The 18,898-nt window shown below is 69.7% G+C and carries 22 protein-coding genes; 14 read left to right on the top strand and 8 right to left on the bottom strand.

Going from position 1 to position 18,898, the window contains the following annotated elements; genetic code table 11:
* Positions 1-125: 125 nt before the first annotated feature.
* From J7E45_RS11100 to J7E45_RS11065, 8 genes are all read left to right on the top strand, one after another.
* The gene (locus tag J7E45_RS11100; RefSeq protein WP_215069167.1) at positions 126-1,112 is read left to right on the top strand and encodes an aldo/keto reductase; all 987 of its coding nucleotides are present in this window, start codon (positions 126-128) and stop codon (positions 1,110-1,112) included.
* Between the two features lie 30 nt (positions 1,113-1,142).
* Entirely contained in the window at positions 1,143-1,796 is a 654-nt protein-coding gene (locus J7E45_RS11095) for a YigZ family protein (RefSeq protein WP_215069165.1), read from the top strand.
* Positions 1,797-1,866: 70 nt separating this feature from the next.
* Positions 1,867-2,787: a J domain-containing protein gene (locus J7E45_RS11090; protein ID WP_215069163.1), complete on the top strand. Its 921-nt coding sequence runs from the start codon at positions 1,867-1,869 to the stop codon at positions 2,785-2,787.
* A 31-nt stretch (positions 2,788-2,818) separates the two neighbouring features.
* The gene (locus tag J7E45_RS11085; protein ID WP_308162109.1) at positions 2,819-3,475 is read left to right on the top strand and encodes a histidine phosphatase family protein; all 657 of its coding nucleotides are present in this window, start codon (positions 2,819-2,821) and stop codon (positions 3,473-3,475) included.
* 57 nt (positions 3,476-3,532) lie between these two features.
* Entirely contained in the window at positions 3,533-4,498 is a 966-nt protein-coding gene (locus tag J7E45_RS11080; RefSeq protein WP_215069161.1) for a squalene cyclase, read from the top strand.
* A gap of 79 nt (positions 4,499-4,577) precedes the next feature.
* A complete protein-coding gene (locus tag J7E45_RS11075) occupies positions 4,578-5,000 on the top strand; it encodes a Fur family transcriptional regulator (protein WP_029264333.1) in 423 nt (140 codons plus the stop codon).
* 66 nt (positions 5,001-5,066) lie between these two features.
* Positions 5,067-6,536 carry a catalase gene (locus J7E45_RS11070; protein ID WP_215069159.1) on the top strand — a complete coding sequence of 490 codons (1,470 nt, stop codon included), beginning with the start codon at positions 5,067-5,069 and terminating at the stop codon, positions 6,534-6,536.
* A 166-nt stretch (positions 6,537-6,702) separates the two neighbouring features.
* Positions 6,703-7,503, top strand: a complete 801-nt coding sequence (locus J7E45_RS11065) for an alpha/beta fold hydrolase (RefSeq protein ID WP_167635119.1) — start codon at positions 6,703-6,705, stop codon at positions 7,501-7,503.
* Positions 7,504-7,631: 128 nt separating this feature from the next.
* Here J7E45_RS11065 and msrA read toward each other — a convergent pair whose 3' ends face one another.
* The gene (gene msrA, locus J7E45_RS11060) at positions 7,632-8,177 is read right to left on the bottom strand and encodes a peptide-methionine (S)-S-oxide reductase MsrA (protein ID WP_167635118.1); all 546 of its coding nucleotides are present in this window, start codon (positions 8,175-8,177) and stop codon (positions 7,632-7,634) included.
* On the bottom strand, positions 8,174-8,662 hold the full coding sequence (gene msrB / locus J7E45_RS11055; protein WP_091030668.1) for a peptide-methionine (R)-S-oxide reductase MsrB: 489 nt from the start codon (positions 8,660-8,662) through the stop codon (positions 8,174-8,176). The genes msrA and msrB overlap by 4 nt, the downstream gene beginning before the upstream one ends.
* A 156-nt stretch (positions 8,663-8,818) precedes the next feature.
* On the opposite strand from msrB, the gene J7E45_RS11050 reads away from it, so the two are divergent.
* From J7E45_RS11050 to pnuC, 3 genes are read left to right on the top strand one after another with little or no spacing between them, the layout of a single operon-like run.
* The gene (locus J7E45_RS11050) at positions 8,819-9,736 is read left to right on the top strand and encodes a DUF808 domain-containing protein (protein ID WP_215069158.1); all 918 of its coding nucleotides are present in this window, start codon (positions 8,819-8,821) and stop codon (positions 9,734-9,736) included.
* Between the two features lie 23 nt (positions 9,737-9,759).
* Positions 9,760-10,287, top strand: coding sequence for a GNAT family N-acetyltransferase (locus J7E45_RS11045; RefSeq protein WP_215069157.1), 528 nt, complete (start codon positions 9,760-9,762; stop codon positions 10,285-10,287).
* 2 nt (positions 10,288-10,289) lie between these two features.
* Positions 10,290-11,003 (top strand): nicotinamide riboside transporter PnuC, encoded by a 714-nt coding sequence (gene pnuC / locus J7E45_RS11040; protein WP_215069156.1) that lies wholly within the window; start codon positions 10,290-10,292, stop codon positions 11,001-11,003.
* 33 nt (positions 11,004-11,036) lie between these two features.
* Here the strand turns inward: pnuC and J7E45_RS11035 are convergent, their stop codons facing one another.
* The 6 genes from J7E45_RS11035 to J7E45_RS11010 form a co-directional block, all read right to left on the bottom strand.
* Entirely contained in the window at positions 11,037-11,774 is a 738-nt protein-coding gene (locus J7E45_RS11035; protein WP_215069155.1) for an amino acid ABC transporter ATP-binding protein, read from the bottom strand.
* Positions 11,771-12,637, bottom strand: coding sequence for an amino acid ABC transporter permease (locus J7E45_RS11030; RefSeq protein WP_091030652.1), 867 nt, complete (start codon positions 12,635-12,637; stop codon positions 11,771-11,773). Before J7E45_RS11030 ends, J7E45_RS11035 begins: the two co-directional genes overlap by 4 nt.
* Positions 12,634-13,488, bottom strand: coding sequence for an ABC transporter substrate-binding protein (locus J7E45_RS11025; RefSeq protein ID WP_215069153.1), 855 nt, complete (start codon positions 13,486-13,488; stop codon positions 12,634-12,636). The genes J7E45_RS11030 and J7E45_RS11025 overlap by 4 nt, the downstream gene beginning before the upstream one ends.
* Before the next feature lie 76 nt (positions 13,489-13,564).
* Positions 13,565-13,993 (bottom strand): cupin domain-containing protein, encoded by a 429-nt coding sequence (locus J7E45_RS11020; protein ID WP_215069151.1) that lies wholly within the window; start codon positions 13,991-13,993, stop codon positions 13,565-13,567.
* Positions 13,990-15,333, bottom strand: coding sequence for an amidohydrolase family protein (locus J7E45_RS11015; RefSeq protein ID WP_215069149.1), 1,344 nt, complete (start codon positions 15,331-15,333; stop codon positions 13,990-13,992). Before J7E45_RS11015 ends, J7E45_RS11020 begins: the two co-directional genes overlap by 4 nt.
* The gene (locus J7E45_RS11010; protein WP_215069147.1) at positions 15,330-16,772 is read right to left on the bottom strand and encodes an adenosylhomocysteinase; all 1,443 of its coding nucleotides are present in this window, start codon (positions 16,770-16,772) and stop codon (positions 15,330-15,332) included. The genes J7E45_RS11015 and J7E45_RS11010 overlap by 4 nt, the downstream gene beginning before the upstream one ends.
* A gap of 78 nt (positions 16,773-16,850) precedes the next feature.
* Here J7E45_RS11010 and J7E45_RS11005 point away from each other — a divergent pair, with 78 nt between their 5' ends.
* The 3 genes from J7E45_RS11005 to J7E45_RS10995 all read left to right on the top strand — a co-directional run bounded on the left by J7E45_RS11005 (position 16,851) and on the right by J7E45_RS10995 (position 18,824).
* Complete coding sequence (locus J7E45_RS11005) at positions 16,851-17,099, top strand: type II toxin-antitoxin system Phd/YefM family antitoxin (RefSeq protein ID WP_029264316.1); 249 nt, start codon at positions 16,851-16,853, stop codon at positions 17,097-17,099.
* A complete protein-coding gene (locus J7E45_RS11000; protein WP_091030635.1) occupies positions 17,096-17,353 on the top strand; it encodes a type II toxin-antitoxin system RelE/ParE family toxin in 258 nt (85 codons plus the stop codon). The genes J7E45_RS11005 and J7E45_RS11000 overlap by 4 nt, the downstream gene beginning before the upstream one ends.
* An 85-nt stretch (positions 17,354-17,438) precedes the next feature.
* Positions 17,439-18,824 carry an LLM class flavin-dependent oxidoreductase gene (locus J7E45_RS10995; protein ID WP_215069145.1) on the top strand — a complete coding sequence of 462 codons (1,386 nt, stop codon included), beginning with the start codon at positions 17,439-17,441 and terminating at the stop codon, positions 18,822-18,824.
* The last annotated feature ends 74 nt before the right edge of the window (positions 18,825-18,898 follow it).

The raw sequence follows: 18,898 nt of genomic DNA, 5'->3' as shown, positions 1-18,898 counted from the left end.
CCGTACCGCCGCGGGAGGTTCCCGCGAACGGGGTTCCCTCAGGCCCTCCCTCATCGCGGCCGCCGGGCGTAGCGTCGGATCGACGGCCGCGGATCGCATCCGCGGCGAAGACGAAAGGACAACTCATGCACACTCGCACTCTCGGACAGGGCCTCCAGGTCTCGGCGGTCGGACTCGGCTGCATGGGGATGTCGCAGAGCTATGGCCCGAACCCCGGCAGCCGCGACGACATGATCGCGGTGCTCCGGTCGGCGGTCGACCACGGCGTGGACTTCTTCGACACGGCCGAGGTGTACGGACCGTATGTGAACGAGGAGCTCGTCGGCGAGGCGCTCGAGCCGATCCGCGACAGGGTCGTCATCGCGACCAAGTTCGGGTGGGACATCCAGGAGGGGAAGAGCGTCGGGCTGAACAGCCGACCCGACCAGATCCGCCGGGTGGCCGAGGCATCGCTGCGGAGTCTGCGCACCGATGTGATCGACCTCTTCTACCAGCACCGCGTCGACCCCGACGTGCCGATCGAAGACGTGGCCGGCACCGTGGGCGAGCTGATCGCCGAGGGCAAGGTGCGCCACTTCGGTCTCTCGGAGGCTTCGGCCGACACCATCCGCCGCGCCCATGCCGCGCATCCGGTGACCGCGCTGCAGAGCGAGTACTCGCTGTGGACGCGCGAGCCCGAGGCCGAGATCCTGCCGGTGCTCGCCGAGCTCGGCATCGGGTTCGTGCCCTTCAGCCCGCTCGGCAAGGGGTTCCTGACCGGCACGGTCGACGCCGCGGCGGACTTCGCGGCAGGTGACATCCGCGCCACGATCCCGCGCTTCACGGCCGAGAACCGGGCGGCGAACCAGGCGCTCGTGGCGCACGTCGCCGAGCTGGCCGCGACGAAGGAGGCCACCCCGGGCCAGATCGCCCTCGCCTGGCTGCTCGCCCAGCAGCCGTGGATCGTGCCCATCCCCGGCACCCGGCGCACCGCGCGCATCGCCGAGAACGCAGGCAGCACCGCCACCGCGCTCTCCGCCGACGAGGTCGCCGACCTGTCGACCCTGGCCGCGCGCATCGGTGTGGCCGGCGACCGCTACAACCCGCAGCAGATGGCGTTCGTCGACCGTTGAGCCGCCGACGGCCTCGGTATCGTGAGGCGGGTGACCTCCGCCCGCAGCTACCCCGCGACCATCGCGGCCACGGTCGAGCACGAGACGGTCATCCGCAAGTCGCGTTTCCTCACCCATGTCGAGCCCGTCTCGTCGGTCGAGCGGGCCGAAGCGGTGATCGCCGGCATCCGCAAGCGGGCCTGGGACGCGAACCACAACTGCACCGCGATGATCACCGGTCTGCTCGGTGATCAGGCGCGGTCGTCGGATGACGGAGAGCCCTCGGGCACCGCGGGGATCCCGATGCTCGAGGTGCTGCGTCGACGCGAGCTGACCGATGTGGTCGCGGTGGTGACGCGGTACTTCGGCGGCGTGAAGCTCGGGGCGGGCGGGCTCGTGCGCGCGTACTCCTCGGCGGTGTCGGAGGCGCTCGACCGGGCGGCCCTCGTGCGGCGTGCGGCACTCAGGCAGGTGACGCTCGAGGTGCCGCACGCGGATGCTGGGCGCTACGACAACCTGCTGCGCGAGTGGGCGGTGCATCACGGTGCGACGCTCGGCGAACCGACCTACACGGCGACCGCCATGCTGGAGCTGTGGGCTCCGGAGGCAGAACTCCCCCGGCTCGCCGACGACCTGGCCGCCGCATCCGCGGGTTCGGTCATCCCCGTGCTGGGCGTCGAGCGCATCGTCGACGTCCCCGACTGAACCCGGCGGGAACGGCGAAACCACAAGATCCGGCGGATATCCTGGATGCCGCGGTCGCGGAGGGAGAGCGATGTTCGACAGTCCGCTCTCGGCTTCGGCCTACGAGATCCTCGAGGTCGACCCCGGCGTCGATGACGTCGAGCTGCGCCGCGCCTACCGTCTGCGCCTGCGCCAGACCCACCCCGACACCGGTGGTGACGCGGCGATCTTCATCCAGGTGCAGCGCGCCTGGGAGCTGATCGGCACGGCAGAGGGCCGCGCCGCCTACGACCGCCGGACCGGTGTGACCCACGAGGCGGGCTCCGAGTGGAGCGGATGGCGGCCGCCGCCGACCCGCACCGACACCCGCCCTCGCGCCCGGTCGTACGGCCACCCCGGCGGCTGGCGGCGCGAGCGCTACCTCGACCTCATCCGCGAATGGGTGGGGCGTGGCGTCGAGGTCCCCGACCCCTACGACCCCGCACTCGTACGCTCGGCTCCGCGCGATCTGCGCAGGCTCCTCGCCGATGCGCTGGCGGAAGAGGCGACCGCGCGCACGGTGTCCGACCTGGGCATGGGCTTCACGGTGTGGCACGACGTCGCCGCGGGAGCCACCGCCGACGACAAGCTCGACCACGTGGTGCTCGGACCGTCGGGTCTGTACGGCGTGATGTCGGAGGACTTCGGCGGAGTCGTCGGCTTCCGCCGCGGCGAGATCACCGGTCCGAGCCTCGGCACCCGCGCGCCCGTGACCGCCGCGCTCGGGCGGATGCGCACGGTCGCCAAGGCCGCCCGCGTGAAGTTCGGCGGTGCGATCATCGTGCTCCCCGACGACGACCTCTCCCAGGCGGTCACCCCGCTCGGCACGACCCGCGGCGTCCCGGTCGTGGTGGTGCGGCGCAGCGCGCTCGCGATGGTGCTGCGTCAGGGCGTTCCACAGGCGCGGGCCATCGGCGGCAACGAGCTGTTCGACGTGCGCACCCGACTGCAGCAGACCGTCCGCTTCGTCTGACTCGGAGGCCGGCGGGGGTTACGGTGTCGTTGTGCCCGCAGACGAACCGATACTCGAACACCCCGCCCCCGAAGCACCGGCCGGAAAGCTGATCCTCCTGCGCCACGGCGAGACCGAATGGTCGCGGACCGGGAGGCACACGGGGCTCACCGACATCCCCCTCACCGCCCGCGGAGAGGATCTGGCCCGTCGCGCCGGTGCGCTCGTCGCGGACTACGACTTCTCCCTCGTTCTGACCTCTCCTCTCGTCCGTGCGCAGCGCACCGCGGAACTCGCGGGCCTCCACGCCGAGATCGACCCGCTGCTCGTCGAGTGGGACTACGGCGGATACGAGGGGCGCACGACGAAGGACATCCGCGCGGAGCTCGGCTACGGCTGGAGCACGTTCACCCACGGCGTGATCCCCGGACGCACCCCCGGCGAGACCGTGGAAGAGGTCGCCGCGCGAGCGTCGCGGGTGCTCACGCGGGTCCTCCCGGCGATGTCGCAGGGAGATGTCGCGCTGGTGGCCCACGGCCACTTCCTGCGCATCCTGACGGCGGTGTACCTGCGACTCGCTCCGCGCTTCGGCGCCCAGATCAGCTTGGATGCCGGATCGGTGTCGGTGCTCGGCTTCGCGCGCGAGCAGCCCGCCATCCTGTCGTGGAACTACGGCCCGGAGCTGCCTTCGGCACCCGCCGAATCCTGACGCGACGGCATCCGCCAGGGGGTATGCGTCCGCCGCGCCGAGGAGTAGCGTGCCCGCATGGCGATCTCGACGGAGACGATGCAGTGGCTGCTCGACGGGGACCCCGCGCTGCGCTGGCAGGTGGAGCGCGACCTGCTGCGGGTGCCCGAGCAGGTGTGGCAGGCGACGCGGGCCCGGGTGGCGACCGAGGGCTTCGGCGCCGCGCTCCTCGCCCGGCAGGATGACGATGGCCAGTGGGCCGGCGGCGCATACTTCCCCGCAGGTTTCTTCGGCAGCGCGGAGGCCGAGGAACCGGGGCAGCCGTGGACGGCCACGACCTGGTCGCTGAACACTCTGCGCGAGTGGGGCGTGGATGCCGCCGTGCTCGGCGACACCGCGGAGCGCCTGGCGCAGAACAGCCGGTGGGAGTACGACGACCTGCCCTATTGGGGCGGCGAGGTCGACGTGTGCATCAACGCCTACACGCTGGCGAACGGCGCCTGGCTGGGGGCGGACGTGGCCGCCCTCGCCGCCTGGTTCCCGGCCCACCGCCTGGACGACGGCGGGTGGAACTGCGAGGCGGAGGAGGGCGACTCGGTGCGGTCGTCCTTCCACTCCACACTCAACGCCCTGCGCGGGATGCTCGCCTACGAGCGACTCACCGGCGACACGTCGTTGCGCGAGGCGCGGCACTCGGGCGAGGAGTATCTGCTGCGGCGGCGGCTGCTGTACCGCGAGTCGACCGGAGAGCAGGTCGGCCCGTTCGTGGGGCGCTTCGTGTATCCGAGTCGCCATCGGTACAGCGCGCTGACGGCCCTGGACCACTTCCGCGAAGCGTCGCTCGTCGAGGGCCGCGCTCCGGACGACCGGATCTCGGATGCCGTCGAGCTGGTCCGCACCGCGCGACGGGCGGACGGCACGTGGACGCAGACCACTCCGCTCGCCGGTCGCACCTGGTTCCCCGTCGATGTCGGAGAGGGCCACCCGTCCCGCTGGCTCACGCTGATCGGCACCCGCGTGCTCGACTGGGCCGGACGCGCCTGAGCCGAGAATCCACCGCCTCGGCGCAGCATCCTGATATGCGTTCTTTTGAGTTATTCAAATAACGGGGTACACTCGAGGCATGGAGACAGAACTCGACTCGGCGCTTCGCGTTGCCGGGCTTCGGGCGACCGCGGGCCGCGTCGCCGTTCTCGAGGCTCTCGACTCCATGGCCCATACGGATGCGGAGCGGGTCTACCGTGCCGTGTCCGAAGTGCTGCCGACCACGTCGATCCAGTCGGTGCACAACATCCTCGCGGACCTGACGACGGCGGGCCTCATCCGCCGGATCGAACCGGCGGGTTCCGCGGCGCTCTATGAGCGGCGCATCGACGACAACCACCACCACGTCGTCTGCACCTCCTGCGGTGCGGTCGGCGATGTGGACTGCGTCGTCGGCGAAGCGCCGTGTCTCACCCCGTCCTCGACGGGTGGATTCACCGTCCAGACCGCCGAGGTCACCTTCTGGGGCCTCTGCCCCAGCTGCCAGAACGCCGCGCAATAGCCGACCGACGAACACCCATCCACGGATGGGGGTATTCGTCGCGCCTGCGCGGAGAAGGAGAGAACCATGACGAAACCTGCCGATTCGTACCGTCCGTCCACCACCACGCAGGCCGGAGCCCCGATCGTGAGCGACGAGCATTCGCTGACTGTCGGCCCTGACGGCCCCACGGTCCTGCACGATCACTACCTGGTCGAGAAGATCGCGGCGTTCAACCGCGAGCGTGTGCCGGAGCGCAACCCGCACGCGAAGGGCGGCGGCGCCTTCGGCGAGTTCGTCGTCACCGAAGACGTGTCGGCCTTCACGCGGGCTGCCGTGTTCCAGCCCGGCGCCAAGGTCGAGGCGCTCATCCGCTTCTCGACGGTCGCCGGCGAGCAGGGCTCGCCCGACACCTGGCGCGACGTGCGCGGGTTCTCGCTGCGCCTGTACACGGAAGAGGGCAACCTCGACATCGTCGGCAACAACACCCCGACGTTCTTCCTGCGCGACGCGATCAAGTTCCCGGACTTCATCCACTCCCAGAAGCGCCTCGGCGACTCGGGCCTGCGCGACCCCGACATGCAGTGGGACTTCTGGACGCTCTCTCCCGAGACCGCGCACCAGGTCACCTACCTCATGGGCGACCGCGGCCTTCCCCGCAGCTGGCGGCACATGAACGGCTACGGCTCGCACACCTTCTCGTGGGTGAACGAAGCCGGCGAGCTCTTCTGGATGCGCTACCACTTCGTCTCGAACCAGGGCGTCGAGGCGATGGGCGCCGACGAGGCACAGCAGCTCGCCGGATCCGACGCCGACTTCTACCGCCGCGACCTGTTCGACGCGATCGCCCGCGGCGACCACCCCTCCTGGGACCTGTACGTGCAGATCATGCCGTACGGCGAGGCGAAGGACTACCGGTTCAACCCGTTCGACCTCACCAAGACCATCTCGCTCAAGGACTACCCGCGCATCAAGGTCGGCACGCTGACCCTGAACCGCAACCCGGAGAACTTCTTCACGCAGATCGAGCAGGCAGGCTTCTCGCCCAGCAACCTGGTGCCCGGCACCGGGCTCTCGCCGGACAAGATGCTGTTGGGCCGCATCTTCGCGTACCCCGATGCCCAGCGTCACCGCATCGGCCCGAACTACAACCAGCTGCCCGTGAACCAGCCGCACGCGGCCGAGGCGCGCAACTACCAGCACGAAGGGGCGATGCGGTACCAGCACAACGACGCCGCACACCGCACCTACCACCCGAACTCGTTCGGCGCAGCCGGGGGCCCCGAGGCGGATCCGACCGTGGCCCTCGAGGCGAACTGGGAGGCCGACGGCCAGCTCGTGCGCTCGGCGGCCACGCTGCACGCCGAGGACGACGACTTCGGCCAGGCGGGCACGCTCTACCGCGAGGTCTTCGACGGCGAGCAGCGGGCGCGGTTCCTCGAGACCCTCACCGGTCAGGGCCGCTCCATCACCATCGACGACATCCGCGAGCGGTTCTTCCAGTACTGGACGAACGTGGATGCCGAGCTCGGCGCAGCCCTGCGGGATCGGGTCTGATCCGCGTCATCCGCTGAGACCCCGTCTTCGCACCGAGACCCCCTCCTGCGCACGTCGGCAGGAGGGGGTCTCGGCGTTACGGCGGGGGCTCGGGGTTGGAGGCCGGGTCTCGGCGCAGGGCCGTGGGAGCCGCGCCGCTGACGCGGAACCGGGCCAAGATGGAAGGGTGGCCACCCCCCTCTCCGACCTGACCAGCATGCCCGACCCGCAGCACGTGTACGCCGCCGACGGCACACGCCTGGCGACGTACACCTGGGGCGATCCGGATGCTCCGGTCGTCGTGATCGTGCACGGATTCGCGTCGAGCGCCCGCGACAACTGGGTCCTCACCGGCTGGGTGCGCGAGCTCGACCGTGCCGGCTACCGGGTGCTCGCGCTCGATCAGCGGGGGCACGGGCGCAGCGAGAAGCCGCACGATCCGGAGGGCTACCGCATCCGGACACTGGTGACCGATGTCGAGACCGTGATGGACACGTACCTCGTGGACGATGCGTTCTACGTCGGATACTCGCTCGGCGCCCGCGTGGGCTGGGAAGTGGTGCGCGAGCTGCCCCACCGCATCGGCCGGGCGGTGCTCGGCGGAGTGCCGGACGGCATCCCCCTGGCCCGCCTCGACCTGGACCAGGTGCGGGCGTACATCGCCGACGGCACCCCGGTCGAAGACCCCACGACGCAGAACTACATCGCGCTGACGGAGCGGGTTCCCGGCAACGACCTGCAGGCGCTGGTCGCGCTCGCGGAGGGCATGCGGTCGTCGGGCATGATCGACCCCGATCCATCGGATGCGCCGACCCGCCCGATCCTGTTCGCCACGGGGTCGAAGGATGCGATCATCGAGGGCTCACGGGCGCTGGCGTCCGCTGCCCCTGACGGTCGTTTCTTCGAGATCCCGAATCGGAACCACTTCAACGCTCCGGGCTCGCGGGACTTCAAAGAGGCCGCGCTGGAGTTCCTGAAAGAGGCGTAGCCGCGCGCCCGCCCGCCCATTGCGAAGGAGTTCTCACGGAATGAAGGAGCGGATGCAGCATCCGCTCCTTCATGCCGTGAGTTCTCCTTCGTTCCGCGCGACTGGCGTGAGGGGCTCGGGACCCCGGCCTAGACGGCGGAGCTCTCCGCACGCTTCGGCAGCACCCATCCCGCACGCGGGAAGTGGCAGGTGTAGCCGTTGGGGTACTTGATCAGGTAGTCCTGGTGCTCTTCCTCAGCCTCCCAGAACGGGCCCTCGGGCTCGATCGTGGTGACGGCCTTACCCGGCCACAGGCCCGAGGCGTCGACGTCGGCGATCGTGTCACGCGCGACCGTCTCCTGCTCGGGCGAGAGCGGGAAGATCGCCGAGCGGTAGCTCGAGCCGATGTCGTTGCCCTGACGGTCCTTGGTGGACGGGTCGTGGATCTGGAAGAAGAACGCCAGGATGTCGCGGTACGTCGTCTTGGTCGGGTCGAACACGATCTCCACGGCCTCGGCGTGGCCGGGGTGGTTGCGGTAGGTCGCGTGTTCGTTCGAGCCGCCGGTGTAGCCGACGCGCGTGCCGATCACGCCGGGCTGGCGGCGGATCAGGTCTTCCATGCCCCAGAAACAGCCGCCGGCGAGGACGGCCGTCTCGGTCCCGGGCGTGCGCGTGATGGTTCCGGTGTCGGTCATGACTGCTCCTCAGAGGTGTCGGTGGTGGGGGTGTTCGGCGTCTTCGCGAAGAGGGGACTGTAGCGACCGTACCCCTCCTCCTCCAGCCTGTCAGCCGGGACGAAGCGCAGGGCCGCCGAGTTCATGCAGTAGCGGAGTCCGCCCTCATCGCGGGGGCCGTCGTCGAAGACGTGGCCGAGGTGGCTGTCGGCGTTCGCGGAGCGCGCTTCGGTGCGCTTCATGAACAGCGAGCGGTCGGTCCGTGTCGTGACGGCATCCGCATCGATGGGCTTGGTGAAGCTGGGCCATCCGGTTCCGCTGTCGAACTTGTCGGTCGACGAGAACAGTGGCTCGCCCGAGACGACGTCGACGTAGATGCCGTCGTCGTGGTTGTTCCAGTACGCGTTGCGGAACGGCGGTTCGGTCGCGTCCTGCTGCGTCACCTCGTACTGCAGGTTCGTGAGACCGCTGACGGCCTCGGGGGTCTTGCCGTAGTCGTTCGACATGCTCTGACTCCTTAGTCCGACGTCGCTGGCTGCGGCGTCATAGAAGGAGAACCGTGGACGGCGCCGTTTTGGTCCCGCAGGGCTGGGAGCGCGCTGTGAGTTTCTGCGAAGTCGATAGAGTTGCCTCCGCACTGCACACCGCCCGAGGGGAACCACATGTCCGTAGGACTGCTCGCCGTCGTCGACGACATCCTGAGCGCCGCGATGAAGGCCTCGGCCAAGGCGGCGGGTGTCGTGATCGACGATGCCGCGGTCACCCCGCAGTACGTGCAGGGCATCACGCCCGCGCGCGAGCTGCCGGTGGTCGGCAAGATCGCGCTCGGCTCGCTCGCGAACAAGTTCCTCATCATCATCCCGGCGGCGCTGCTCCTCACCGCGTTCGCGCCGTGGGTGCTGCCGTATCTGCTGATCCTGGGTGGCGCATACCTGTGCTTCGAGGGCGCCGAGAAGGTGCTGGAGTGGTTCGGCGTGCAGCACGGCCATGCCGACGAGGGCGACCGCGACGAGAAGAAGCTGGTGCTGGGCGCGGTGCGCACCGACCTGATCCTCTCGACCGAGATCATGCTCATCTCGCTGGCGAGCCTCGAGAAGGGGCTCGACATCTGGGCGACGCTCGCCATCCTCGCCGTGATCGCGCTCCTGATGACGGGCGTCGTCTACGGGGCGGTCGCCCTGCTCGTGAAGATCGACGACATCGGCCTGAAGATGGCGAAGAACCCGGTGCGACGCGTGCGGCACACCGGCACCAGGATCGTGCGTTCCATGCCCGCGGTGTTCCGCTTCATCAGCATCCTGGGCACGGTCGCGATGCTCTGGGTCGGTGGACACCTCGTGCTCGTGAACCTGGGCGAGGTCGGCTGGCACTTCCCGGTCGACGTGCTGCACGGCATGGAGCACGCGCTCCACAACCTCGGCCCGGTGGTCGTCTGGATCGTCGACACCATCATCTCCGCGATCGCCGGTCTCATCCTCGGGCTGCTCATCGTCGGGATCGTGCTGGGCATCGCGAAGCTGTTCGGCAAGACACCGAACTTCCACGAGGGCGAGGAATCCCCCGCCGACGTGCACGTCTGAGTCGGGAAGAGAGACACCCGCCGATGACAGACGTCCGAATCAGGGATGCGGAGACCGCAGACCTCGAGACGATCACCGCGATCCACAACCACGCAGTGCTGCACACCACCGCGATCTGGAACGAGGATGCGGTCGACCTCGCCGACCGCATCGCCTGGCTCGCCGACCGCACCTCCCGCGGCTACCCGGTGATCGTCGCGGTCGACGACTCCGGCGTGCTGGGCTATGCGTCGTACGCGCAGTGGCGTCCGCACAGCGGCTACCGGCACACGGTCGAGCACTCCGTGTACGTCGTCGGCGGTCAGCACGGCCGCGGCATCGGCACCGCGCTGATGGCCGTACTCGTCGAACGCGCCCGCGCCGCAGGGATGCACGTCATGATCGCCGGGATCGAGAGCGGGAACGCCGCTTCCATCGTCCTGCACGAGCGCCTGGGCTTCACCGAGGTCGGCCGGATGCCGCAGGTCGGGGCCAAGTTCGGGCGCTGGCTCGACCTGAGCATGCTCCAGCTCGTGCTCGACGACCGCGCCGAACCCGGCGCAGCATCCTGACCATGGACCTGCTGCAGTGGTTCGTCGACGGCTTCAACTCGAACTGGACGCTGCCCGGCGGCCAGACGCTCCTCGTCCGTGAGGTCGTCGGCAACGCGTTCGGCCTGGCGAGCGCGCTCGGCGGCATGCGCCGGAAGATCTGGGCGTGGCCGGTCGGCATCATCGGCAACCTGCTGCTGCTCACCGTCTTCCTCGGATCCGCCCTCAGCCCCGATCCCTCGCTGCCGCATCTGCTCGGTCAGGCCGGCCGGCAGATCATGTTCATCGCCGTCGCGATCTACGGATGGATTCGTTGGCGCAACGCCGAGGGTGGACAGATCGTGCCGAAGTGGGCACCGACGGGGGCACGCATCGGCCTGGTGATCGTGATGGTCGTCGGCACCGTCGCGCTGACCCCGCTGTTCCGCGCGCTGGGCTCGTGGGAGCCGGTGTGGGCCGACGCCTGGACCTTCGTCGGATCGCTGCTCGCCACCTACGGCATGGCCAAGGGCTGGACCGAGTTCTGGCTCATCTGGATCGCGGTCGACGTGGTCGGCGTACCCCTGCTGTTCAGCTCCGGCTACTACGCGACCGGCTTCATGTACGTCTTCTACGGCATCTTCACCGCGGTCGGATTCGTCATCTGGTGGCGGGCGCAGCGCACCGCCGCGCAGCCGGTCGTGATCCTGCCGCCCGACCCGAACCCGCGACGACCGGAAGACGACGAGCTCTCCTGAGCCCGCCGCTGACGGAGCCGCCGTCGGCCGCGCTCAGTGCCGGACGCGCGCGAGGAACTCCGCGGTCGCGGCCTGCTGCGGCGCATCGAACACCTGCGACGGCGGCCCCTGCTCGACGACCACGCCGTGCTCGAGGAACACGATGCGGTCGGCGCCCTCGCGGGCGAACGACATCTCGTGCGTCGCCATCACGATGGTCGCACCCTGCTGCTTGAGCTGGCGCACCAGGTCGAGCACCTCGCCGACCAGCTGGGGGTCGAGCGCGCTGGTGATCTCGTCGAGCAGCAGCACCTCGGGCTGCGTGAGGATCGCGCGGACGATCGCGACGCGCTGCTGCTGCCCGCCGGAGAGCCGGTCGGGGTACTCGTCGGCCTTGGCGCCGAGCCCGAGCGTCTCGAGCAGCTCGCGTGCCTTGGCCCGCGCCTCGGTCTTGCGCATGCCGTGCACGCGGACGGCCGCGAGCGTGACGTTGTCGAGCACGGTCAGGTGCGGGAACAGGTTGAAGTGCTGGAACACGACGCCGATCCGGGCGCGCACGGCGTCGGCATCCACCCGGGGATCGGTGATGTCCTCACCCGAGAGGAAGATCTGTCCGTCGTCGATGCCCTCGATGAGGTTCATCGTCTTGAGCAGCGTCGACTTGCCCGAGCCGGAGGCGCCGATCAGCACGACCACCTCGTGCGTGCCGACGGCGAGGTCGATGCCGCGGAGCACGTCGTGGTCGCCGAAGCGCTTGCGCACTCCCCTGGCCTCGATCACCGGGACGCTCATACGACTCCTCCGGCCTGCTCGCGCTTGTTCATCCGTGCCGTGACGACGTCGGTCAGCCGGATCATCGGCCAGCTGAGGATGATGAACATGAGCCCGGCGACGATGTACGGCGTGTAGTTGTAGGTGTCGGCGACCATCAGCTGGGCGGCGCGGACGGCATCGACCACGCCGAGCACCGAGATCAGGCCGACATCCTTCTGCATCGACACGAAGTCGTTCATGAGCGCGGGCACGACCTTGCGCACACCCTGCGGGATCACGACGATCCGGAGTGTCTGGCCGTGGGTCAGTCCGAGCGATCGCGCGGCGATGCGCTGCGACGGGTGCACGGCCTCCATGCCGGCGCGGAGCACCTCCGCCACGTAAGCGGAGTAGGTGAGGACGAGCGCGATCGTGCCCCAGAACATCGCGGGCATGCGCGGGAAGATCATCAGCGCCGGGATGCCGAAGCCGATCAGGTACAGCACGATCAGCAGGGGGATGCCGCGGAAGAAGTCGGTGTAGGCCGCCGCGAGCGCGCGCAGCGGGAAGAACACCGGACCGCGCAGCGAGCGCATGGTGGCCAGGGTCGTGCCGAAGATCGCGACGCAGACCGCGGCGATCACCAGCACCAGGAGGTTGACGAGCAGCCCCTGGAAGATCGGGCCGATGCTGTCGAGCGCGACCTGCGGGTCGAAGAACGTCTGACTGACGACCGCCCACCCGGGGGTGTTGACGACGACGATGACCAGCACCGCCGCGACGACGAGGCTGCTGATCAGTGCGATCAGGACGGACCGGGTGGTCGCCCGGCGCCGCAGGACGCGGCGCGACAGCTCGAGCTCGCTCGGCTGCCACGCCGTGTCGACGGGCTGTGAGGTCATTTGAAGACGGGGACGTCGACCGCGTCGCTGAGCCACTTCTGCTGCAGCTCGTCGAGCGTTCCGTCTTCACGCAGGGCGTCGACCGCGTCGGTCACGGCCGGCGTGAGCGCCGAGCCCTTGGGCAGCACGATGCCGAAATCGTCGCCGCCGTCGGCCCCGGCGAACTGTCCGGTCACGACGCCGTCGTCGAGCTGTGCGCCGACGACGTAGAACGCGCCGGGGAGGTCGGTGATCATGGCGTCGATCTGGCCACCCTTGAGCGCGAGCACGACGTCGTCGACCGAGTTGAAGACGCTGAGGTTCGCCTCGCCCAGCTCGGCCTTGGCGACTGTGTAGCTGGTGGTGCCGCTGGCGACGCCGACCTTGTTGGCCTTGAGCTCGTCGATGGTCGTCGCGGATGCCGCGGGCGAGTCGCCGACCGCGACCACGGCCTGCGTGGTCGTGTAGTACGGCGACGAGAAGTCGACGGCCTTCTTGCGGTCATCCGTGATGGAGAACTGCTGCAGGTTGATGTCCCAGTCCTTCGGGCCCGGCGCGATGGCGCCGTCGAAGGTCGTGCGCACCCAGACGATGTCGTCGGCCTTGTAGCCGAGCTGCTCGGCGACCGCATTCGCGACCGCACCCTCGAAGCCTTCACCGTTGGAGGGGTCGTCATCGACGAACCAGGGCTCGTAGTTGGGCTCGCCGGTCGCGATCGTGAGCTTGCCCTCGGTCACGGTCTGCAGGCCCGAGTCGTCACCGCTGCCGGATCCGGTCTCGGCAGCAGGAGCGCTGCAGGCGGCGAGGGTGATGGCGAGGGCGGCGGCAGCGGCAGCAGCTGTCGCGCGGCGGAGGGAGGGAGCGAAGGGCACGATGACTCCAGTGCGAGGAAGGGTGTGGAGGAGACGGCGAGGCAGGCGGGTCTGCTTCTGCAGAGACGGTCTGCCTCTACAGAGTAGGCGATTCGGCGAGACGCCAATCGGCGAAATCGAAACCTGGAGACACGAAGCACGAGACCAGGACCTCGTCGGCATCGAGCGGGCGGGCGGCCTGCCAGACACCGGCGGGAACCAGCACCTGGGCGGCATCGTCGGGGCCGAGTACGACCGTGGTCGCCGCGCCCGGTTCCGCACCGTCGCCGCCGAGGCTGAGTTCGAGTCGCCCCGGACCGTGCCAGAGCCACAGTTCGTCACTGGTCACGACGTGCCATTCGCTGCGCTCGGTGGGCAGCAGCAGGTAGTGGATGCAGGTGGCGGCCGGGCGCGGGCCGTTCGGCGTCTCCACGGGCAGCGGGCTCGTCCACGTGCGGCGGAACCAGCCGCCCTCGGGGTGCGGGGCGAGGTCGAGCCGTTCGGCGGTCGCGGGTCGCGGTGTCATGCGGAACCTCCGGATGCGGATTCGACGGGTGCGGATTCGGCGGGTGCGGATTCGACGGATGCGCGCTCGAAGGACTCGATCGCGAAGCGCACCTCGCCGGAGACGACCGTCGCGGCGGCGCGGCCGGCCCCGTGCTCGACGAGGTCGGCGACGGCATCCGGGCCGGCCGGGATGTCGAAGAAGGTGAGGTCGGCGAGCGCGCCGACGGCGAGGTATCCGGTGCGCTCGGGGCCGACGTCGATCCCCATGGCGTGCGCGCCGCCGAGGGTCGCGGCGCCGAGGAGGCGCGCGTGCAGGTCGCGGTCGGTGTAGCCCTGCGAGCGGGCGATGCGGGCGAGCTCCGCCACATCGGCGAGCACATCGAGCGAGGGGCTGGACGACAGGGAGTCGGTGCCGACGGCGATCGGGCTGCCTTCGCGCAGGTACGCGGCGATGGGCGGCTCCTCGAGTCCGATGACGGCGTTCGAGCGCGGGCACAGCGCCACGGTGGTGCGGCGCTCCCGCAGGATGGCACGATCCCTGGCGCTCATGTACACGCCGTGCGCGATGTGGCAGTCGGGCCCGAGGACCCCGAGCTGGTCGACGAACTCGGTGGCGCTGGTCCCGAATCCGGCCTTGCGCAGCTCTTGGAAGCTGGCGAGACCGGCGGTGTGCCAGGCCTGCGGATGCTCGTGCGCGAACTCGCTCTCGAACGCGGCCTCGCCGAGGTGGATGTGGATGCGTCCGCCGCGCTCACGCACGATGTCGGGGATCTCCAGCAGCGGCTCGATGTCGAGCGAGTACGGAGCGTGCGGCGACAGGCCAGTCCCGGGCGGGGTCGGCAGCGCGTCGAGAGCCTGCTCGACCTGCGCGCGTCCGGTGCGCGCCCAGTCGTCGTTGGTCCAACTCATCACCTCCCAGTAGGTGATGCCGTGCAGTCGGGCGTCGTGCAGGGCGGTCACGGCCGCGCGGTCGGTCACCACGTCGGCTACCGCGGTCGTGCCCGAGCGCAGTGCCTGAGCGGCACCGTCGGCAGCATCCGCGGCCCAGTCACGCCCGCCCTCGTAGACCGGGTCGAACGCCCGCACCCAGTCGTCGAAGCCGTCGTACTGTCCGCGGCCGACCGAGGCCATGCCGGTGTACTGCAGGTGGGTGTGCGCGTTCACGAGACCCGGGGTCAGCACGCCGGGCCAGTGCACCTCGTCGGCCTCGATCCCGCGCTCGGACAGCGACCGCAGCACCCACTCGCGCTCGCCCACGTGCATGATGCGGCCGTCGCGCACGGCGACCGCGCCGTCGACGATCGGTGGCGCGGTGATCGGCACCACGAGCCCGGCGGAGTAGACGGTGACGGCGGTCATGCGGATGCTCCCCGGAATCGCGGCGAGCGCCACTCGCGCAGTGCGTCGACTTGAGCCGGGCTGCGCTCGTCGATGCGTTCTCCGCGGGCGGCGAGTGCGGCTGTGCCGATCGTGGTGTCGGCCTCGGGCGGCAGCGGATGCACGCCGGCGGGCAGGTCGTGCGTGAGCAGATGCTCGACGGCGAAGAGCTGCACCGCGAACGACAGATCCATGATCTCGATCGGGTTGCCCTCGCCGGCCGACAGGTTCACGCAGCCGCCGCGGGCGATCACGAGGGCACCGTCTCCGGCGCGTTCGACGAACGGAGAGGCTTCGCCGTTCTCGCCCGCATACGGTCGCAGCGTCGAGGGATCGAGGTCGATCTCGTGCGGAACGCCGCCCGCGACCGCGACGACCGCCGCCGTGCGCAGCACCTCGGCGTCCACCGTGTGCGGAGCACCCGTGGCCGAGACGACGAGTGTGCCCGGTGCGAGGTCATGCAGCCGACCGATGCGGTATCCGTCGTGGGCGGCGCGGAGCGCGCGGACGGGGTCTGTCTCCGTGACCGCGACCTCGACGCCGAGTGCCCGCAGGTGCGCGGCGACGCCCTCGCCGACGGGGCCGTATCCGACCACGACCGCGGGCTGGTCGCGGAGGTCGATGCCCGCGGCATCCAGCGCATCGGCGATCGCGAACACGCACGACTGGCCCGTGCCGTAGCGGTTGTCGAACGAGGTCTTGGTGAGGGCGTCGTTCACCGCGATGACCGGGATGTCGAGCACGCCTTCCCGCTGCATGAGCCGCAGCGGGGTGAGCCCGCTCGTGGTCTCCTCCGCCGCGCCCTTCAGTTCTACGGCTAGGCCCCCCTCATGCGCGAGGCGGATCAGATGCGAGCCGTCGTCGAGCAGCAGGTCGAATCCGCGGCGCAGGAACGCCACGGCAGCGGTGCGTTCGGCCGCGCCCGAGAGGGCCGGGTCGCCGTCGACGGGGATGCCTCGGGCGCGCAGCACCGCGGCCACCTCGACGTCGATCTCGTCGGGGTGCGCGTAGACGGCGACCGTGGCTCCGGCATCCCGCAGCAGCAGGGCGAGTTGGGCGGTCTTGGGTTCGAGCACCATCGCGATGCCGATCCGGACGTCGCGCACGGTCCCGGCCTCGCCGAGACGCCGGGCGAGGTCCGACGAGACGGGCATGTGGCGTCCGGCCGCATCCACGCGGTCCTCGGCGGTCTTCCGCACCGGCAACGGGTGGCCGTCGAGGAGGATCTCGGGCGCCTCCCCCGTCACGAACGTGACGCCGTCGTCGCCCAGGTGTGCACCGAGCGCGGGCAGCAGCTGACGCAGTGCATCGGCCACGGCATCCGACCCGACGACCGAGAAGTCCCGACCCGACACGAGCAGGTTGGTCTCGCGGGCGAAGCGGCGCACCAGACGCTGGGCGGTCACGGTCTCGTCGGTCACCTGTCAAGGGTAGAGCCACGGGAGGAGGGCGCCGGACGAAACATGTACATCTCATCCTTCGAGATGTACAATTGGCCCATGTCCACGATCAGCGTCGCCGACGCGCGCAACAACCTCTCGACGGTCATCGCCCGCTCTCAGGAGGAGGCCGTGTTCATCGAGCGACGCGGTCAGCGTGCCGCCGTCGTGGTCAGCCCGGAGCAGTACGAGCGGATGATCGAGGCACTCGAAGATGCCGAAGACGTGGCCGCGTTCGACGAGGCGATGGCCGAAGAAGGCCCGGACATCCCCTGGGATCAGGTGAAGGCCGACCTGGGCTGGACGTGAGTTATCGGATCGAACTGCGCCCCGCTGCGGTTCGAGCATTGAAGAAAGTCGACCATCAGGATCGCGACCGGATCCGCGGTGCCATCGCCCTGCTCGGCGAGAACCCCCGCCCGCCGGGAACGAAGGCGCTGCAGGGACGCAACGGACTCCGCGTCCGCGTCGGGAACTACCGCATCATCTACACGATCGACGACGACGTGCTCATCGTCGCGGTCGTCACGCTGGGTCATCGGCGGGACGTCTACGAGCGCTGACCACCCTGCCCGGCACATCCCCGGAATGTGTCCGCGCATTTCGGCGGCCCTGGACCACCCCGCGCCGTTCGCCTTTCATGGGGGCATGACCCGTCAGATCCGCTTCAACGCCTTCGACATGAACTGCGTCGCCCATCAGTCGTCCGGCCTGTGGCGGCACCCCGACGACCGGTCCCGGCAGTACAACACGATCTCGTACTGGACGGATCTGGCGAAGCTGCTGGAGAGCGCGACCTTCGACGGCGTCTTCATCGCCGACGTGCTCGGCACCTACGACGTCTACGGCGGCACGAACGAGGCCGCGATCCGCAACGGAGCCCAGGTGCCGGTGAACGACCCGATCCTGCTGGTGAGCGCGATGGCCGCGGTCACCGAGAACCTCGGCTTCGGCATCACCGCGGGCACCGCGTTCGAGCACCCGTACCCCTTCGCGCGCCGGCTGAGCACCCTCGACCACCTCACCCAAGGCCGGATCGGCTGGAACGTCGTGACCGGATACCTGCCCAGCGCCGCCCGCAACATGGGCCAGGAGGATCAGCTCGCGCACGACGACCGCTACGACCACGCGGACGAGTACGTCGAGGTGCTCTACAAGCTCTGGGAGGGCTCGTGGGAAGACGACGCCGTGGTCGAGGACCGCGAGCGCGGCATCTTCACCGACCCGTCCAAGGTGCACCCGATCGGGCATGAGGGAAAGCACTTCAGCGTTCCCGGCATCCACATCTCTGAGCCGTCGCCGCAGCGCACACCGGTGATCTACCAGGCCGGAGCGAGCCCGCGCGGAGTGAAGTTCGCGGCCGAGAACGCCGAGGCCATCTTCGTCGCCGCCCCTTCGAAGGAGGTGCTCGCCGGCACCGTGAAGCGCATCCGCGATGCCCTGGAAGCCGCCGGCCGCGACCGCTACGACGCGCGCGTCTACACACTGCTCACGGTGATCACCGCCGCGACGAGCGAGGAGGCGACCGCGAAGCACGCCGAGTACCTCTCGTATGCGAGCCCCGAGGGCGCGCTCACCTTCATGTCGGGCTGGATGGGCGTCGACCTCTCGCAGTACGCCGAGGACGAGCCGGTCGGGAACGTCGAGTCGAACGCGATCCAGTCGGTGCTGCAGCACCTCAAGGAAGAGGCCGACCTCGGCCGCGAATGGACCGTCGGCGACTTCGGACGCCACAACGCGATCGGCGGCCTCGGCCCCACGGTCGTCGGGTCGGGTGTCGAGATCGCCGACGAGCTGCAGTCCTGGGTCGAAGAGACCGACATCGACGGCTTCAACCTCGCCTACGCGGTCACGCCCGGCACCTGGCAGGACGTGATCGAGCACGTGATCCCGGTCCTGCGCGAGCGCGGCGTCTACCCGGATGAGTACACGCCGGGCACGCTGCGAAACAAGCTGCAGGGCAAGGGAGACCGCGTACAGGACACGCACCGCGCCGCGAAGTACCGGGTCGGGGCGTTCGCGCCGAGCGCCTGAGAGCAGTACTCCGATTGAGGGTTCGCTGACACAGGACTCGCCGGCTCGGTACCCTCCGTAGGTAAGTCACCTGA

This window comes from Microbacterium sp. ISL-59 (genome assembly GCF_018613945.1).
Classification (GTDB): domain Bacteria; phylum Actinomycetota; class Actinomycetes; order Actinomycetales; family Microbacteriaceae; genus Microbacterium; species Microbacterium oxydans_B.
This window is presented reverse-complemented; position numbering and strand designations above follow the sequence as displayed.

Bases quoted from the DNA above. Each gene is read 5' to 3' on its own strand.
- J7E45_RS11100 (WP_215069167.1), top strand. From the start codon at position 126: ATGCACACTCGCACTCTCGGACAGGGCCTCCAGGTCTCGGCGGTCGGA.
- J7E45_RS11090 (WP_215069163.1), top strand. From the start codon at position 1,867: ATGTTCGACAGTCCGCTCTCGGCTTCGGCCTACGAGATCCTCGAGGTC.
- J7E45_RS11080 (WP_215069161.1), top strand. From the start codon at position 3,533: ATGGCGATCTCGACGGAGACGATGCAGTGGCTGCTCGACGGGGACCCC.
- J7E45_RS11075 (WP_029264333.1), top strand. From the start codon at position 4,578: ATGGAGACAGAACTCGACTCGGCGCTTCGCGTTGCCGGGCTTCGGGCG.
- J7E45_RS11070 (WP_215069159.1), top strand. From the start codon at position 5,067: ATGACGAAACCTGCCGATTCGTACCGTCCGTCCACCACCACGCAGGCC.
- msrA (WP_167635118.1), bottom strand. From the start codon at position 8,177: ATGACCGACACCGGAACCATCACGCGCACGCCCGGGACCGAGACGGCC.
- msrB (WP_091030668.1), bottom strand. From the start codon at position 8,662: ATGTCGAACGACTACGGCAAGACCCCCGAGGCCGTCAGCGGTCTCACG.
- J7E45_RS11050 (WP_215069158.1), top strand. From the start codon at position 8,819: ATGTCCGTAGGACTGCTCGCCGTCGTCGACGACATCCTGAGCGCCGCG.
- J7E45_RS11045 (WP_215069157.1), top strand. From the start codon at position 9,760: ATGACAGACGTCCGAATCAGGGATGCGGAGACCGCAGACCTCGAGACG.
- pnuC (WP_215069156.1), top strand. From the start codon at position 10,290: ATGGACCTGCTGCAGTGGTTCGTCGACGGCTTCAACTCGAACTGGACG.
- J7E45_RS11035 (WP_215069155.1), bottom strand. From the start codon at position 11,774: ATGAGCGTCCCGGTGATCGAGGCCAGGGGAGTGCGCAAGCGCTTCGGC.
- J7E45_RS11030 (WP_091030652.1), bottom strand. From the start codon at position 12,637: ATGACCTCACAGCCCGTCGACACGGCGTGGCAGCCGAGCGAGCTCGAG.
- J7E45_RS11020 (WP_215069151.1), bottom strand. From the start codon at position 13,993: ATGACACCGCGACCCGCGACCGCCGAACGGCTCGACCTCGCCCCGCAC.
- J7E45_RS11015 (WP_215069149.1), bottom strand. From the start codon at position 15,333: ATGACCGCCGTCACCGTCTACTCCGCCGGGCTCGTGGTGCCGATCACC.
- J7E45_RS11005 (WP_029264316.1), top strand. From the start codon at position 16,851: ATGTCCACGATCAGCGTCGCCGACGCGCGCAACAACCTCTCGACGGTC.
- J7E45_RS10995 (WP_215069145.1), top strand. From the start codon at position 17,439: ATGACCCGTCAGATCCGCTTCAACGCCTTCGACATGAACTGCGTCGCC.